14 protein-coding genes are annotated in these 17,701 nt (G+C 24.1%); 6 read left to right on the forward strand and 8 right to left on the reverse strand.

Annotated elements, in window-relative coordinates:
- Positions 1–24: 24 nt before the first annotated feature.
- Positions 25–4,239 carry a lipoprotein 17-related variable surface protein gene (locus tag ACJA28_RS01050; protein ID WP_022935236.1) on the forward strand — a complete coding sequence of 1,405 codons (4,215 nt, stop codon included), beginning with the start codon at positions 25–27 and terminating at the stop codon, positions 4,237–4,239.
- Positions 4,240–4,245: 6 nt separating this feature from the next.
- Here the strand turns inward: ACJA28_RS01050 and ACJA28_RS01055 are convergent, their stop codons facing one another.
- The 6 genes from ACJA28_RS01055 to ACJA28_RS01080 are packed head-to-tail and all read right to left on the reverse strand — an operon-like array spanning position 4,246 to position 8,311.
- The gene (locus ACJA28_RS01055) at positions 4,246–4,626 is read right to left on the reverse strand and encodes a hypothetical protein (protein ID WP_406602218.1); all 381 of its coding nucleotides are present in this window, start codon (positions 4,624–4,626) and stop codon (positions 4,246–4,248) included.
- A 25-nt stretch (positions 4,627–4,651) separates the two neighbouring features.
- On the reverse strand, positions 4,652–5,809 hold the full coding sequence (locus tag ACJA28_RS01060) for an aminotransferase class V-fold PLP-dependent enzyme (protein ID WP_022935234.1): 1,158 nt from the start codon (positions 5,807–5,809) through the stop codon (positions 4,652–4,654).
- Between the two features lies 1 nt (position 5,810).
- Positions 5,811–6,533: a TlyA family RNA methyltransferase gene (locus ACJA28_RS01065; protein ID WP_022935233.1), complete on the reverse strand. Its 723-nt coding sequence runs from the start codon at positions 6,531–6,533 to the stop codon at positions 5,811–5,813.
- Positions 6,533–7,003, reverse strand: coding sequence for a hypothetical protein (locus ACJA28_RS01070; protein WP_022935232.1), 471 nt, complete (start codon positions 7,001–7,003; stop codon positions 6,533–6,535). Before ACJA28_RS01070 ends, ACJA28_RS01065 begins: the two co-directional genes overlap by 1 nt.
- Positions 6,969–7,454 carry a transcription antitermination factor NusB gene (locus tag ACJA28_RS01075; protein WP_406602219.1) on the reverse strand — a complete coding sequence of 162 codons (486 nt, stop codon included), beginning with the start codon at positions 7,452–7,454 and terminating at the stop codon, positions 6,969–6,971. The genes ACJA28_RS01070 and ACJA28_RS01075 overlap by 35 nt, the downstream gene beginning before the upstream one ends.
- A 23-nt stretch (positions 7,455–7,477) precedes the next feature.
- A complete protein-coding gene (locus tag ACJA28_RS01080; RefSeq protein ID WP_022935230.1) occupies positions 7,478–8,311 on the reverse strand; it encodes an MAGa7180 family putative nuclease in 834 nt (277 codons plus the stop codon).
- Positions 8,312–8,365: 54 nt separating this feature from the next.
- On the opposite strand from ACJA28_RS01080, the gene ACJA28_RS01085 reads away from it, so the two are divergent.
- The 3 genes from ACJA28_RS01085 (at position 8,366) to ACJA28_RS01095 (ending at position 12,948) form a co-directional block, all read left to right on the forward strand.
- Complete coding sequence (locus ACJA28_RS01085) at positions 8,366–9,577, forward strand: YitT family protein (RefSeq protein WP_022935229.1); 1,212 nt, start codon at positions 8,366–8,368, stop codon at positions 9,575–9,577.
- A gap of 74 nt (positions 9,578–9,651) precedes the next feature.
- A complete protein-coding gene (locus ACJA28_RS01090; RefSeq protein ID WP_022935228.1) occupies positions 9,652–11,715 on the forward strand; it encodes a hypothetical protein in 2,064 nt (687 codons plus the stop codon).
- Positions 11,716–11,844: 129 nt separating this feature from the next.
- Positions 11,845–12,948 (forward strand): YitT family protein, encoded by a 1,104-nt coding sequence (locus tag ACJA28_RS01095; RefSeq protein ID WP_022935227.1) that lies wholly within the window; start codon positions 11,845–11,847, stop codon positions 12,946–12,948.
- Here the strand turns inward: ACJA28_RS01095 and prmC are convergent.
- Complete coding sequence (prmC, locus tag ACJA28_RS01100) at positions 12,945–13,664, reverse strand: peptide chain release factor N(5)-glutamine methyltransferase (protein WP_022935226.1); 720 nt, start codon at positions 13,662–13,664, stop codon at positions 12,945–12,947. The genes ACJA28_RS01095 and prmC overlap by 4 nt on opposite strands.
- Positions 13,664–14,743 carry a peptide chain release factor 1 gene (gene prfA / locus ACJA28_RS01105; protein WP_027121696.1) on the reverse strand — a complete coding sequence of 360 codons (1,080 nt, stop codon included), beginning with the start codon at positions 14,741–14,743 and terminating at the stop codon, positions 13,664–13,666. The genes prmC and prfA overlap by 1 nt, the downstream gene beginning before the upstream one ends.
- A gap of 131 nt (positions 14,744–14,874) precedes the next feature.
- Here prfA and deoC point away from each other — a divergent pair, with 131 nt between their 5' ends.
- The gene (deoC, locus tag ACJA28_RS01110; RefSeq protein ID WP_022935224.1) at positions 14,875–15,543 is read left to right on the forward strand and encodes a deoxyribose-phosphate aldolase; all 669 of its coding nucleotides are present in this window, start codon (positions 14,875–14,877) and stop codon (positions 15,541–15,543) included.
- Between the two features lie 26 nt (positions 15,544–15,569).
- Positions 15,570–17,681, forward strand: a complete 2,112-nt coding sequence (locus tag ACJA28_RS01115) for a hypothetical protein (RefSeq protein WP_022935223.1) — start codon at positions 15,570–15,572, stop codon at positions 17,679–17,681.
- Positions 17,682–17,701: the final 20 nt, after the last annotated feature.

Raw genomic sequence — 17,701 nt, forward strand, 5'->3', positions numbered from 1 at the left:
CGATTAACTAATGTTTCTTCTTTTTTGCCTTCAGATGCAACTAATCATCAAGAAGAAATTAAACAAGCTATTATCGACAATAATTTTGTAAAAAATTTGTTTTTTTCATTGCTAACAAAATCTGATTTAGAACTTGAAATTATTGAATCAAATAATGCTAACGGGTCTCTTTCGATTAAAGTTTATATTTTGAATTCAAAAGCTCAAGAAAATGGAATTCAAGTTAATGGAAGATTTGCGTTAAATTCAGGTGAACCAATAAAATTTACTGGGTTTAATGTTGATGTTGGTTTGCAAACTACAATATTTGAACCTCAAGCCTTATTAGGTTTTGATGAAATTTTACCTTCAGAGTTAGATCAAGATAACGAAAACTTTAAGAATCAAATTATTAAAATGATTAAAAATCCTGCTAATGGTGATTCAATAAATTCAAACGATGTCATTATAACAATTAAGTCAAGAAATAATTTGTTAGGATCAATTTCAATTGATGTTATTTTAGTTAACAAAGCTTGAATTAATGGACAAGTTCAAAATGGATCTTATAAATTTCCGGATGGGCCTTTTGTTATCACGGGTTTTAAACAACAAGCAGCTACTTCTTTAAAGAATAATGAGATTATGATCAATGGATTAGAGTCGCAATTTGCTTCTGAATTCTATAAAAATGATACTAATGTAATTGCAAACTTAATTCAAGTAAATAAAAACGAAATTTTTAATACAATCGGAAATATTTTAGAAGATAATATTGCTAATATTCAAGTTACAAACATAAATAATAAAGAAGGTTCTTTAACATTCACATTTGATTTAAAAAGTAATTATTTTAATGATGAAGGAATTTTGGTTTCTAATGAAGCAATAAAATCATTTGGTCCTCTAACAATTAAAGGATTTAAAAATGATGGATCAATTATTGGTGATGGAACAACAAAAATTACTAATACTCAACTTGAAGGAGTTGATCAGATTTTGCCTTCAACATGAAATCAAAATTTAGATATTATTAAACAAGCTATTATTAATAAAATAGAAAATAAAGTTCCAGGTAGAGAAATTACTGTAAATGATATTCAACTAGAAATCGTTGGTTCTGTTGCTGATTATCTTAATCAAATAAAATTTAAAGTAACTATTGTAAATGGGAAAGCACAAAAAGAAGGAATTATTGTTGAATCATTAATTATCCAACCTGAAGAAGGAATTATATTTAGTGGTTTTAAAATTGATCAAACAATGACAAGTACAACAATTAGAAATGGTAATGTGATTGGTTTTGATTCTCAACTTGCTTCTGAGATTAATGTAGATGACGAAACATTTAAAAATGAAATTATAAAACTAATTAGTAATCCTGCACCAAATCAAACAGTTGAACCTAATGATATTACAATTACAAGAATTTCTTCAAATGATGTTGAAGGAACAATGAAAATTACGTTAACAATTGCAAATTCAAAAGCTTGAACTGATGGAAATGTTCAAGAAGTGTGGATTTTACCAGAAGAACACGCAGTTACAATTAGCGGATTTAGATCACAAAAACCAACTATTAATAAAAAATTAAGTTTAGAAATTGAAACTGAAGAAATAGCTTCAAGTTGATTAAGTTCTAATCAATTAATTCAATACATTTTTGATAATATAAATCTCTTGTTTGATAACTTACCTCCAAATATAGAAAAATCAGATATTGAATTATCTCAAGCTAATGCAAATAATCCTAAAGGCGAAATTAGCGTTAATGTTACATTAAAGAAATTTGTTAATGATAATGGGCAAATAATAACAGATGGGTCTTTTGGTCCTTATATAATTACTATTTCTGGATTTAAAGTTGATACTTCATCAACTAGTATAAATTCGAATTTAAATAATATAAATGATATTTTACCTTCAACAATTAAAGAAAATCTTGAAAGAGTTAAGGAAGCGATTAAAAATAATATAACTAATGCTTATCCAGGTAAAGAACTGTTAGTTTCAGATATTCAAATCGATGAAAATTCAATTAAATATTCAGACATAGATGGAACTGCAACAATTAAAGTTACAATTATCAATTCAAAAGCTCAAGAAAATGGAATTGCAGTCAATGAAAAAGAATTTACAATTGAATTTAGTGGTTTTAAAGTAAATCAAGATTTATTAACAACAAAATTCGAAGGTGGAGTAATTAGTGGCTTTGAAAATATTCTTGCCTCAGATGTTAATCAAACAGATACTAGACTTAAAGAACAAATTATTTTATTAATTAAAAATCCTGCTAATGGCGGAAAGATATCGGTTGATGATGTAATTATTGAAATTATTAGCTATGATAATTTAAATGGTTCAATGAGAATTTCATTAACTATTATTAATAATAAAGCTTGAGAAAATGGAGAAGTTAAAGAAACAATTACGCTAAATGGTAATATAACTGGATTTAAGATACAAAAACCTACTTCACATACAGGGACACAAGATAATCCTGTTGAAATTAATCCTGAAATTAATGAATATCCAACAATTTATTATGGTAATAATATAGACAAAATAAAAGATCTTGTTTTAAATCATATCAATCAAATTTTCACCAATTTGCCTGAAAATCAAAAAAGTGATATAGAAATAGTTAACATTATAACTAGCAATGCTCAAGGGACAATTACTGTTTTTGGTAAAGTAAAGAATTTTTATAATAGCGAAGGAAATTTAGATAAATCAGGAATTAATTTTTATGTTAAATTCATTAATTTTTTAACTGATACATCAACTACACAATTTAAACCATCTTCAATTCAGGAAGATAATTCAATTAGATTAGAAAATGTTTCTGGTTTTTTACCTTCTAAATATAACGAAAATTTAATTCAGTTAAAGCAATCAATTATTGAACAAATTGAAAATATTGTTAAAGGAGAAACTTTAACAATAGATGATGTTGATTTAGAATTAATTAGTTTCTCTGATATTTATGGTCAAATAAAAATGATTGTAAAAATCAGAAATAATAAAGCTCAACAAGAAGGTATTACCCAAAATGTTTTTTCTTTAGGATCTTTAGAGAAGCCTATTACTTTTGTAGGATTTGATATTGACGATGATTTAACTACTACAAAATTTTCCAGTGGTAGAATTGAAGGTTTTGATGAAATTTTGGCTTCAACAATTACAAATGATAACACTAAATTCAAACAATCTTTAATTCCTTTAATTATCAATCCTGCAAAAGAACAAATAATTGAAGTAAATGATTTAAGAGTCGAAATTATAGATGCAAATAATACACAAAGTAAATTAGTAATAAATTTGACTATTTTAAATAATAAAGCTTGAGAAAATGGTGTTATTAAAGAAATGACATTTACAAATGTAAATATTTTTGGATTTAAATTTCAAGATAAGACAAAAATTAATCAATCAATTATAAATTCAGAAATATCTAACCAAACCCCACAAGATTTTATAAAAAATGAAAATAATATCAAAAATTTAATTGTAAATAAAAAAGGTGAAATCTTTAACACTATTCCTGACTTATTTAGTATTGATAATATTATAATCATCGAAAGTAATTTTAATAATCCAACTGGAAATGTTAAGATTATTTTTGAGTTAAATAAATATTTTGATGATAAAGGTATAGAAATTGAAAATGGAAAATCAGAAAAGTTTGAATTAACTTTAATTGGGTTTAAAACATTATCAGGTTCAACCATAATTGAAATACCATCAGATTGAAAATTTCCTGAAGATTGAAGGGACAAAAAGCCTGAAGAGTTAGATGATGATAAATTAATATCTGAAGTTATAAATTGAATTAATTATCCTAAAAATCAAGATTACAATTGACCTGTATTAGAAAAACAAGATATCTCAATAGAAAGAATAAACAATAATGAAGAAGGAAGTATTACGTTAACTATAACCATTAATAATTTTAAAGGATTAGAAAATGGTGAATTTGTCAAATCAATGACATTTAATAAAAAAATTAATGGATTTTTAATTTCAAATGCAAATAAGAAAAAAAGTAATTTATCTTCAATAATTGGAGGAATTTTAATGATTGCTGGAGGGATTATATTAATTGTTGCTGTTGCGATTATGTTTGTCAAAAAAAATAAATCAAAAGATAACGATAATTTAGATAACAATGATGACAAAAACAACGATGATTTTATAGATCCATATTATGACCCGCAACATGACCCATATAATACAAATTTTATTGGATATGAAGAATAATAGCAATTAGATTTTTAGGAATACTTTAGCAATCATTAAAGCACATTCTTTTCGATTTAAATGCTTGCTTACATTTTTGTAAACATTAAGTTTGTCTAACATTTGTTTTTGTTGTTCATCTAAATATTCTTTATTTATTAACTTAGTATAAAGATTTATTAGCAAAGTTTTATTTTCAAAACCAAGTTTTTTAATTATTTCGACAAATATTTCGCAAGATGATAAAAAAATAGCACATCCTTTTGCTAACATTTTAAAATCATCTTTTGATTCATTAAAATATAAAGTTATTTCATCAACGCAAGAATTTGAATGCAAATATATACTTTGATATTTTGGATCATTAAATGAGTCTACTCGATTTCTTTTGTTTAAATAGTAGTCCATTATTATTTTTCGTTTTTCATCTTCTTTATATAAAATCAAGAAAATCACCTCCTCTTTTTAACACCTCAATAAGTTTATCGATATCTTGCTTATTGTTATAAATGTGCAATGAAATTCTAACTAAAGAATTTTCTATAATATGATTTAAATATTGAGCACAAAATAATCCGCTTCTTACATAAACGTTATTATGTCCTAAATACGAAGCAACATCTTGACTGGTTGAATTTTTAATTTCAAAAAGAATAATAGAATCCCCTTTACATGATACTATTTTTACATTATCTAATGAAGACAATTTATCATAAGCATATGAGCTTAAATCAAATAAATATTCTTTCATTCATTTTTTGTCTAAAGAATTAAAAAAAATGATAGCTTCATAAAAACCAAATATACCTGCTAAATTTAATGTTCCTGGTTCATGTTTTACAATTGAATTTTTTGCTTTTCAATTACCTATTTTATTAATATAATCAATAGCACCACCACCATATTTTTTTGCGCTTACTTTGGCTAAAATATTTTTTGAAACATACAAAATTCCTAATCCAGTTGGGCCAAAAAATTTGTTTGAGCTAAAAGCAATTGCATCACAATATTTTGCACTGACTTTTTCATGACTTATTGCCTGAGCTGCATCATTAATAATAAAAGCATAATATTTTTTAGCTTTTTCAAATAATTCTTTAGCATTAATTTGAATATTAAATGAATTATTTTTTTGAGCGTAAGCAATAATTTTTGTTTTGCTGTTAATATCATTAATAATATCGTCTGAAAAAATTATTTTTGCTTTTTTCTCTTTAGCTATTTCAATTCATGGAATCATATTAGAAGAATGATTAAACTTTGAAATTAAAATTTCATCATCTTCATTAATTAATTGAGAAAATAATTGTGCACAATAATTCAGTCCTTCTGTTGTACCAGAATTAAACATAATTTCTTCTTCACTACATTCTAAAAGATCAGCAGTCATTTTTCTAGTTTTATCAATTTTTTGACCAACAATTATTCCTAATTCGCTATCGCTAGTTCTATTAGAAATAGAATATTTTGTATAAAAATCATTAATAGCATTAATAACTTGAATTGGTTTTTGAACAAGGGCACCACTATCTAAAAAAATAATATCGTTTTTTAACATCGGAAATTTTTCTCTAATTTTTTCTTGATTCATATTAAACCTTTCTAAAAAATGTTAAATATTCAATATTTTTACTTTTATTTCCCTTTATAGGAGATTCGGTAATTGATTCAAATTTAAAATTTAGATTTTGCGCAAAATTTATAATTAGTTCAATGATTTCTTTGTGATATTTTGGATCAACAAATCCACCATTTTCCACAAGATTAGAATTAGCTTCAAATTGTGGTTTGATTAATATTATTATCTCATTATTAGCAGATAATATATTTTCTTTTGCTAAAACATTAAATAGACTTTTAACACTAATAAAAGAAACATCACAACAAATAAAATCAATTTTCTCATTAAACATATTTCGTTTAATTGATTTTAAATTTGTTCTTTCCAATGAAACAACTCGCGAATTTTGCCTAATACTAAAATCTAATTGATTAGTACCTGAGTCTAAAGCATAAATTTTTTTAGCTCCTTTTTCTAGTAAGACGTGTGTAAATCCACCAGTTGACGAACCAACATCTAAACAAATTTTATTTTTAACATTAATATCAAATTTTTCAAGTGCTTCAAGTAGTTTGTAAGAACCTCTACTAACTCAAATTTTTCTTTGTTTAACTCTTACATTATCACTTTCTTTTATTTTTTTAGATTTAATTATAACTACTTCTTCATTAACTAGAACGTTACCAGACATAATTAAAGCTTGTGCTTTTTGCTCATTATAACCATCTTTAATTAATTTTTCAATTAGTGTCATTAAATCAATTTTAAAATCTTTCTTACATAAATATTAAAATTATGATTTCTAGTTTCAAATAAGGAATTCATTCACTTGTTATATTCTTTAGATTTTAAGTCATTAATATCATTAAAGTTTTCATATGTATAAATAGAATTCATTTTTTTATGAAATTTTCATTGATTTCAAACATAAAAAATAAATTTACCAAAAGATTCTCAATCACAATTATCAAAGGGACTTTTAAAAAAAGAAGAACATTCTTTAAATTCATTTGATCAAACTTCAATTTGATCAATATTTGAAAGAATTTCTTTTTCGTGATTAAATAGTTCTTTTGTTGATGAAGAAGTCTGAAAAATCAAAGATACTTTAGTTAAAATCAAAAACATTTTATTATTTACAAAATTTTTTTTAGCTTCTTTTAATAAATTTTCATTTTTAAATATTTTTTTAATTTGTTTGATTTCTTTTTTGTTTAAATTCATGATATTCTTTTCCTATTTTTTCAATTATTATGTTTATAAATTTATAACTTTCATTGTCTGGAATAAAATCTTTTGCAATTTCTACGTATTCATTAGTAACTATACCAATATCTAATTTTCATAATTCAACTGAAGCGCATAGTAGCATTGATCTAATTAATGGATCTAATCTTGATCAACTCCAATCATTTCTGATATGCTTGATAATCATTTTTTTGAAAGTATCATAATTCTTTTCAATAGTTAAAATAATTTGCAATTGTTCATTTAAAAATTGATTTTTATTTTTTATTCTAATTTTTTTATAATCAAACAGATCATTAAATTTATCATCCTGGAAAATTTTGTTTGCGACAATATTTTCACTAAGTAATTCATATTCATAAACAACCATAACAACCATGGTTCTCATTAATCTTCTTATTGAATAATTTTCAATTCCTGAACTCATAAACAAAATTATATAATTATTGCTTATTTATCAATAAACTTACCTTCATTTTTTCATTTTTCCAATAATTCAATGTATTGTTCCTGATTTTCACATTTTAAATATAAAAGAAGATCTTCATCTTTAATTTCATCTCATTGAGGACTTATTCCTGATTTTGTATATTGATAGTATCAATCTTTCATTTTTTTAATATCATCTAATACTTGTTCTCTATTAATTGCATATTTATAATTTTTTAATTTTCTTTTTTCAATCGGATAATTATCAGGATCTAAATAATCTTCCTCTTTTAAAAATGTTGCAACAATTCAAAATTTGTCAACACCCATTAAATAAGAATAAATTTGTGCTTGTTTTAAATATCCATTTGGAACACCAAATTGATTTCAATTATTATAATTTTTTTCTCCTGTTGTTTTTATCTCAATAATAATTTTTGATTCTTCAATGAAACCATCAGGAATACCTCCAATAATTTCATCTTTATCGCTAAAATAATCAAATTCATATTCTTCTGGTGGATATGTGGTAATTTTGGTTTTTAAAACTTTTTCAAGAACATTAATAACTTTAGGTTCAATAGCAATCCCTGCATCAACATATTTACGATCTAATACAGGCAATCCACATCAAACAATTCTACAAAAAGCACTAAATTGAGACTTAAAACTATCTACTTCAAGAACTTCTCCGACAGAAGAACCTCCAATTTTTTTAAATCCAAATTTTCCTCATAACTTTTTATCTAAAAGCATTTTATGAAATTCAGGAGATAAAATCATTTTCTTGTTTTTAAAATCTAATCTATATTCTTTGTTATTATAAAAGTGCCTTTTAGGAATATTGTTTATCATAATCAATTTATTATAAGACTTTAAACATTTTCATATTAAAATTATGAATAGTTTATGAACAAAAAAGAATTAGATGAAAAGATAGACAAAATAATTGATGAAACCAACTATTTCTCTATAATAGATTTTTTCAAAAAAGATAGAAAAAAATTATTAATGGTTATTCTTTCATCATTTTTGTTTGCTTTTGCAACAACATCTTTATTGACAAAAGCAGCTTCAATTCCAACTGGTCTTTCATCAATATCAATGACATTTTCTTTTATATTGCCAATTGTAAAACCATATCTTAATTTTATTTATTTAGGACTTAATATTCCTTTGTTTTTAATTTTTTGAAAAAAAGTTAAAAAATCATATGTATACACAACTTTAACTTTTTTAATATGTAATGCTATTTTTGGATTTTTTATTGGTTTTGATTTTGCTAATAATGGTAAAGGTTCGTTTGATTATTTAGTTTCACAAAATGTTTTAATTTTTTGTCCACCAAACAATGAAAGAGAATGAGCATATGCAAGAGCAAATAATATTAAAAATGTTGTTTCAGTTTCGGTAAACGATTTTAATCAATGATTAAAAGATAATTGATATGAAAATAATAATGTTAGCGGATATCTTGATCCAATTTCTAATGCTCTTACTTTGGGTGTTGAAAAAGGATGGCCAATTTTTATTTACTCTCTATCAGCTGTTGTTTTAGCTTCTTCTGCAGGAGCAATTTCTTGAAAATCAGGTGGATCAACAGGTGGTACTGATATTATTGCCTATTATTACTCTGTTAAACAAAAAAAACCAATTGGAACTATTCTAATGATAATTGGTATCTTAATGGTAACAATTTCATTATTTGTTTTATGATCATTATCTTCGTGAGCTCCTAATAGTATTTCAAAAAATATTAATGGTTTTCAATCTTTAATTAGTTTGCAAACATTAGCTTCTTTTATTTATGTTGTTTTATATGGAAAAATATTGAATATGATTTATCCAAAATATTCAAAAGTTGTAGTAAAAATTGATACTTTAAACATCGAATTAATTAAAGAATATTTTGCAAGATCAAAATTTAATCATCCCTATAAAATCCATACATTAACAAGCGGAAAAACAAATAAAAATATTTATACTTTTGAAACTGTTGTTTTACTTCTAGAAGTTGAAGATTTAATTATGAATATTAAAAAAGTTGATCCAAGTGCTTGAGTTTCTAGATCTTCAGTTCAAAAAATATATGGTGCTTTTGACTATTCAGGTGTTGAATAACCAAGAGCTGTAAAATACAATTTAAGTTAACTTAAGTAATATTTGTAGTACAATTCTTAGGACATAATAACGAAATGAAAAAAATAATTATTAAAAGTATATATACTCTTTCTTCTCTTTTGGTAGTTCCATTAGCAATAATTTCTTGTTCTACTAAAAAATCTAATCAAAACAATGATATAAATGAAGAAATTAAAAAAATTCAGCAAGAAATAGAAAGTAAGCCAAAATTTAAAATTGAAAATGAAAATGAAATAACAAAAGATTTTATTAACAAAAATTTAATTGAAGAAATTAACATTAAATATCCAAATTTTACTATTGTATTAATGGAATTTACTGTTGAATTCCAAGAGAAAAAAGTTACGTTGAAATTATCAATAACAAACAAAGAAAATCCTTCAATAACAAAAGTATTTGATACCTATATTCAATATCAAATAAATTTGCCTATTCATTTTAAAGAACAAAATCAATTTGATTTTGGTGATCCTAATTTTTATACTCTAAACAATCAAATAACAAATAACTATTTAAAAAACAAAATTATTAGTAATAGAAATATGATGTTTGATATATCAAATAACTTTTTGAATGTTGAAAATTTTTTACAATCTAATTTAATCATTTCCAAAGTTAAGAAAAATAATGGAGATGGTTATATTACATTCAATGCGACTATTAGTAATTTGGAAAATGAGAATAGTATTAGTAAGAACATAGTTTTTAACAACTTTAAAAAATATGACGAAAATTTAATTTTTTTACCACCAATTAAAACCGAAAATTCTCCTACTAAAGAAGAATTTGATAATGAAGTAAAATATTGAGAAAAGTATGATGATTTAGCCTTAAGTCAATTTTATTTTACAAACGAAGAAATAGATGCTTTAAAACCAAAAACTGATGTTACTGATTTATTAATCGACATTAGAACTAATCAAGTTCCTATTAATTTCACGGATTTAAATGGAGCTGACAAAAGAGGTTTTGATTATAATGCATTCATTAAAAATATTGATAAAACAAATAATTTAATTGAATGTTCTATTGTTATAAGCGATTATAATGGAAATTATGGAGCAGTTGAAATAATTAAAAATTTTCCGTTTGAAATTTATCAACCAAATTTAGAATTAGTTAATAAAATTTTAGAAAAAGTAAAAATTTTTTCTATAAATGATGATTATAAAAACATAAGAGCCAAAGAATTTTCTAATTATGATATTATGCAAATAAAAAAATTTTTTAATTATAACGAAGAAGAAATTTTTAAAACTTTTTGAAATGAACCTGGTTTTGAAAAATATTTAGTTACTTTTGTTGCTCCAAAAGATGCATATAATTTTAAAAAACCGGAAGAATTAAAATTTGAAATTCATGTGGACAATCAAAGATTAAGTCAATTTAAGAAAAAAGATCAAATTGTTTTTGGTTTTAAACCATTTGACTCTATTGGCATTTTAGATAAAGCTCCAATGAAAGATTTAATTACACCTCAAGGATGCACTTCTTATAAAGGAGAATTAGAAAGATTTCTATTAACTGATTTTAATATAACAACAGAAAATGAATATAAGTCACAATTAGATAAAGTTACATGAGAAGATGTAAAAAAAGAATTTATGTATCAAATACGTTTTTATTTATATCAAATGTTCGGAGATAATTATAGTGAGATTAATTACTATATTAAAAATGAACAAAATGGAACTAGATTTATTGCTGTGGGAGAAGGAATAATAAAAGAAAATAAAAAAAATGTTTTTTTTGGATTTTTACCAAATATAGGAACAGATGGTTATAATGCAACATGTGATGTTTATCGTGGTGATAGAATTAAAATCGAAATTCCATTTGAGACAAGTAAAAATTCTTCTTTTAAACCCACTTTTATTGATAGAGGAGATATATTCGGAGATTTTACTGATTCATGATGATGAAATTTTAAAGATAATTGTAATAATTTAAAAAATATTGCAGATAAGTTATATGTTAGTGATATACCAAGAAATAATTGATCAGGAGCTTCAGGACAATATTCTTTTGTTTCAATCAATGGAACCAAAAGAATAAACGCAAAAAACAATCAATATAATTCATTTTGATTTTCGAAGTTATATAAAATCCCTAAATAATTATTAAAGTTTTTTATAAAAACATTAATTAAAATAAAAAAATAGATTTTAATCATCATTTTGTATTGTTAAAATAAACATTTTCTAAAACAAAATACAAGGTTTAATATATAATGAAGTAAATTAAGTATGGATAATAATTTTGATTATTCGATTGAGATGAAATTTAAAAAAAGGTTTAATGATCATTATGATGGCTTTTTTTCTTTTATTAGTATTAATTGAAAAAAAATTCTGATAATAATTTTTTGTGCTTTGTTTTACGCTTTTGGCCAAGTTCAATTTCTTTTGAAAGCTGCTTCTGTTTCAGATGGTGTAGAAGCAATATCTACTTCTCTTGCATACGTTCTTCCGTATTTAAAACCTTTTCTGACTATTTTATATTTATGTTTAAACATTCCTTTTATTGTGTGATTTTGAAAAAAAGTTAAAAAACCATTTATGGTATCCACTCTTATTTTTTTGTGTTGCAATGCTTTATTTGGTTTTATTTTTGGTTTAGAACCAGTTGATCAATTCATTTCACAAAAAGTCATTGTTATTATGAAAGATGGTTGATTACCAATAGATTCTGTAGCTGTAGATGGAGTTATTGGTAAATCAGGAACAACGAAATATGTAGATTCAGGTTGACCAGTTTTTGTTTATATTATTTTAACTGTTGCTTGTTGTTCACCTACTTCAGCAATTGTTTGAAAATTAGGATCTTCAACAGGGGGGACTGATTTAATTGCTTATTATATTTCAAGTAAATTGAAAAAACCTGTAGGTAATTTTTTGGTTGTGACCGGAACAGGAATGGCAACAATAGGAATTATATTTTTATATATTTGTAAAAATACTCTTCCAGCATCTTTTGCAGATAAGATCAATGGATTTGATTATATTCTTGGTCCTCAAACTTTTGGAACTTATTTATACATTTTGTTAAATGGTTTTGTTATTAATTTAATATATCCAAAATATAACAAAGTAAAAATGAGAATTGATACAAGAGAACCTGAAAAAGTAATTGCATTTTTAAAATCAATTAATTTCTGACATCCATATAAAATTGAAACTTCAGTTAGTGGATATAATAAAGAAAATGTTTATTCTATAGAATCTGTTGTATTGCTCCTTGAGTCTAATGATGTTGCTAATAAAATTAAAAGTGTAATTCCTGAAGTTTGGATTTCAATTTCACCAGTTTCTAAAATTTATGGAAGATTCAATTATTCAAAAATTGATTAACTTATTCAATCTTTTTTTTTGAATGCAATTCTTTTTTTGCCGTTTATATCTTTTATTAGATTATAACCATTATTTAGAAATCATTTTTCATTATCAGGATTAATTTCTAAAATAATCATTCCATTTTTCTTTAAATATTTATTTAAATTTTTTTCTATTATTTCATAAAATTCTAATCCATTATTCTTTGCAAACAAAGCTTTATGTGGCTCAAATTTTAGAACTGATTTTGAAATTAAACTAATTTCTTTTTCGGATAAGTAAGGTGGATTTGAAACTATTAAATCAAATTTTTTGTTAATATTTTCAAACATATTAGATTGAATAACGTCATTTTGGATATTATTTAATTTTAGGTTTATTATTGTTTGTTTAATAGCATTTTTATCTATATCAGATTGACAAACGTTAATTTCGTTAAAGAATTTTTTTAAAGCAATACCTATAAAACCACTACCACAGCAAAGATCTAATATTTCTTTGTATTGATTTTCTTCAATAAAATCAATAGTTTGATAAATTAATTCTTCTGTTTCATATCTAGGAATTAAAACTTTTTTTGATAGATCAATTTTTACATCAGCCATAATTATATAGCCAATAATTTTTTGAATTGGTTTATTTCTTCATAATTGAAATTTTTCAACTAATGATACTTTTTCTTTTAAATCATATCTTCTTTTTTCGAGTTTTAGATTAGATATTTTTTGTTTCACTAAATAATACCTGCTTCTTTAATTTTTTCTGCTTGTTCTTCTGCTAATAATGCATCAATGATAGTATTTAATTTGCCATCAATAATAGTTTTTAGTGAACAAGAATATGAAATTCGATGATCTGTAACTCTATCTTGAGGGTAATTGTATGTTCTGATTTTTTCACTTCTAGCTCCCGAACCTGCCAACTTTCTAAATGAACCCTCTTGTTCTTTTTTCTTTTGCATTTCCAAGTCATATAATTTTACTTTTAGTAATTTAAGTGCAAGTTCTTTGTTTGCTAATTGTGATCTACCTTCTTGAGATGAAGAAACTATACCTGTTGGTATATGAGTGATTCTAACAGCTGAGTCAGTTGTATTAACTGATTGACCTCCTGCTCCTGACGATCTATATGTATCAATTTTTAAATCACTATCTTTAATTTCGATTTCTACATCTTCATTTATCTCAGGCATAACAGTAACTGTTGCTGTTGAAGTGTGAATTCTACCTTGCGTTTCCGTTGTAGGTACTCTTTGAACGCGATGAACACCTGATTCAAATTTTAATTTAGAATACACATTTTCACCATTGACTGAGAAAACAATTAAAGAATAACCTCCAGCAGTTGCTGGAGAAGAATCAATTATTTTAGTTTTTCAACCATTAAATTCAGAATATTTTGCATATATCTTATATAAATCTCCTGCAAAAATATTTGCTTCATCTCCACCAGCGGCCCCTCTAATTTCAATAATTACATCTTTATCGTCATTTTCATCATGTGGTAACAACAATAGTTTTAATTTTTCTTCTAATTCTGGCAAAAGTTTTTCATTATTTTGTATTTCTGTTTTGGCCATTTGGACGATTTCTTCATCTTTTTCATTTAATAATATTTTAGATTCTTCGATATTTTTCTCTATATCTAAAAATTTGTTAAACATGTTTACAATATCTTTAATTTTATTTTGTTCTTTTGTTAGTTTTGTATATTGTTTAATATCAGATAAAATTTCTTCTTTTTTAAGACTTTCTGCTATTTCATCATATTTTTTTTTGATCTCATTAAGAGAATCTTTCATCGGTTTTTCCATAAGTATTTTTAATTGTACTATTTTTGTATAGGATGATTTTAATTCCTGATATATTTTTATTTTTTTCTAGAAACAAATTTAAAAAGTAAAATATTAATATTTAGTCAAAATTATTTTATGGAGAGTGGAAAATGGACTATGCAAAAATGATTGATCACACATATTTAAAACCAGAAGGAACCGAAAAAGAAATAGATAAGTTAATTGAAGAAGCTAAAAAATTTAATTTTGGAGCAATTTGCATTAATTCATCTTGAATTAAATATGCTAAAGAGAAAATTAAAAAAAATGATATAAAAATCGTTTCTGTAGTGGGATTTCCTTTAGGAGCTTGTATTACACAAGTTAAAGTTCAAGAAGCAAAATTAGCACTTGATCATGGTGCTGATGAAATTGATATGGTAATTAATATTGGTCGCTTTAAAGATAAACAATATGATTATGTTTTAAATGAAATTAAAAAAGTAAAAGAAGTTTGTGGAAACAAAATTTTAAAAGTTATTATTGAAACAGCTTTATTAAAAGAATGAGAAATTGAAAAAGCCACTGAAATTGTTTTATCTTCTGGAGCAGATTTTATCAAAACATCTACAGGGTTTTCATATCGTGGAGCAGATAAAAAGGATATCGAAATTTTTAATAAAATTATTGGTAATAATTCATTAAAAATTAAAGCTGCAGGTGGTATTAAGTCGATGGATGATATCATTATGTATACTAAAATGGGAGTAGAAAGATTTGGGACATCTTCTTCGGTTGCTATTTTTAGTGGACAAGTTAAAAAAGACAACTCTTATTAATTATTATTTCTATATAATATTTTGATATGACTAACAAAAAACAAAAGTATAGATTGCTAAAATGATTTGGTTTTGGAGCTCTTTTTGTTGCTATTTCTTCAACTGCAATTGCATTACCTATTGTAATTAACAATAATAAAAAAACTACTTTAGATTTTAATCATTCAACTAATACATACGAAGGAAATAAAAACAGAATAAATTATTTTATAGATGAAATATTACAACCTAATTATTATAATCTTTCAGGTTCATTAAAGGTAATGGGAGATGAAAATGTTATCGGAAAAAAAGATGTGGAATTAACGTCAAATGAACGTTCAATGATCACTGTTGAAGAAGCAAATAAAAATGGTATGTTTCGTTTTGCTATTGAACCTACTTTTAGTTATTCAATGAAACAAAATAAAATAAAATGAGAATTAGCTTATATTAGACCTTATTATTCAGATTCAACTTACCCCTTAGTTGGTATCAAATTATTTTATGGATCAGGTATAAATTATTACGAAACAATTTATGAATATCGTGACACAAGTTTATATGGATTTAGCAAAATTCCAGAACAAATAATGATGGATTCATATATTCAAGATATTAGTGAAAATCCAAATCAATACTTTACTTTAAAAAAAGATGTTGGAATTATTGGAGAAATAGGTCTTTATGCTAAAAATATTAAAATTTCTGATTTTGATTTAGCTAATAACAAACTAAATGAATTAAGAAAAAATAATTATTGAGTTTCAATTACTAATATTAATGTTGATGTAAATAATCCAACACAACTAAAAATAATTTATAACATTAGATATGAAGGCAACGGCATAATAAGTTATACAACAAATAGAGAAGTGGTTCTTGGTGATTTTGATATTGAACAAGGAATTGATGATCCTAAATCGAAATTGAAGAATTTTATTAAATTAAATGAAGATTGAATTAACAATTTAAGTCAACATTTTGTTTTTAATAATCCAGACAACAAAGAATATACTGTTAGGGAGGCCTATGAAGCTGGATTAATAGAATTAAAAACAAATTATTCAATTCAATCAAAATTAAATTCAGATGGAATTAAATTAGAATTCAAACAATTTTCTCAAGAAAATTCTAATGAGTTATCGGCGTTTAATTATGAATTTGATTCTACGACACCAATGTATCGTGTTTACTTAACTTCATATGCTGATACTCCGCTTGCTTATACTGAGTCAGTTTTAGTAGAAGGAACTTCTCAAGAGGGCGAGTTTAAAATGTCTCAAGAAGAAAAAGATATGAATACTTTTAACGATTATTTAGAGGAAAACAATTTATTTTTAGATGAAATTTTTAATATAAATTGAACAAATTTAGATCCTTTATCTTTATTATCTAATGATGGCTATTTCAAAGACAAAGGTGTTATTTATGATGTTAATAGTAAAAAATATAATATTCCATTTAATATTGTCAATAAACTATATGAAAAATACAACGAAGATCAAAGTATAGTTAAAACTCCTTTTAGTGTATTTGAGTTTAGTGTAATTAAAGGCGATTTACCTTCTAATATTCAAGAAATAGCTAATCAAATTCTAGAAACAATTAATAATCAAAAAAAATTTGAACTTCAATTAGATTCAATTAATAGCAAAGAATTATTTATGAATTTTAATGTTTCTTTAGCAAGTAAAGATAATACTTCTTTGTATACAAATATTGATTTTTTAGAAATATCAGTATCTAATCATTTTGTAACTCAAGATGAATACAATGATTCAATACTTGATCAGGTGGTTGATTGGACTAAAGGAAATCTAAAAAATATTGAAATTTTATTAAATGAAAGCAAAGGAATTCTGAATAAAGAAAAAATAAATGAATTAATTTTAAACAGAAATTTTAGTGATATTTTTTCAACGGCAAATATTTATAATATACCTTCAGACAAATTAAAATTTCCTGAATTGCAATCTGAATTAAAAGTAGAAATTGATTTAAATTATTTTTTAACATTAAGTCATGGGGATTTAGAAACAATTGTTAATTCAGGTAATATATCTATTCAAATTTTAATTTCACTTGATGATTCACAAAGATCTTTTATTATATCTACAACGATAGATAAATTATTGGAAGATAATAAAAATAATTAGTGCAAAAATTTTTAATATAG

It is taken from the genome of Mesomycoplasma moatsii (genome assembly GCF_045276915.1).
Lineage (GTDB): Bacteria > Bacillota_I > Bacilli_A > Mycoplasmatales > Metamycoplasmataceae > UBA710.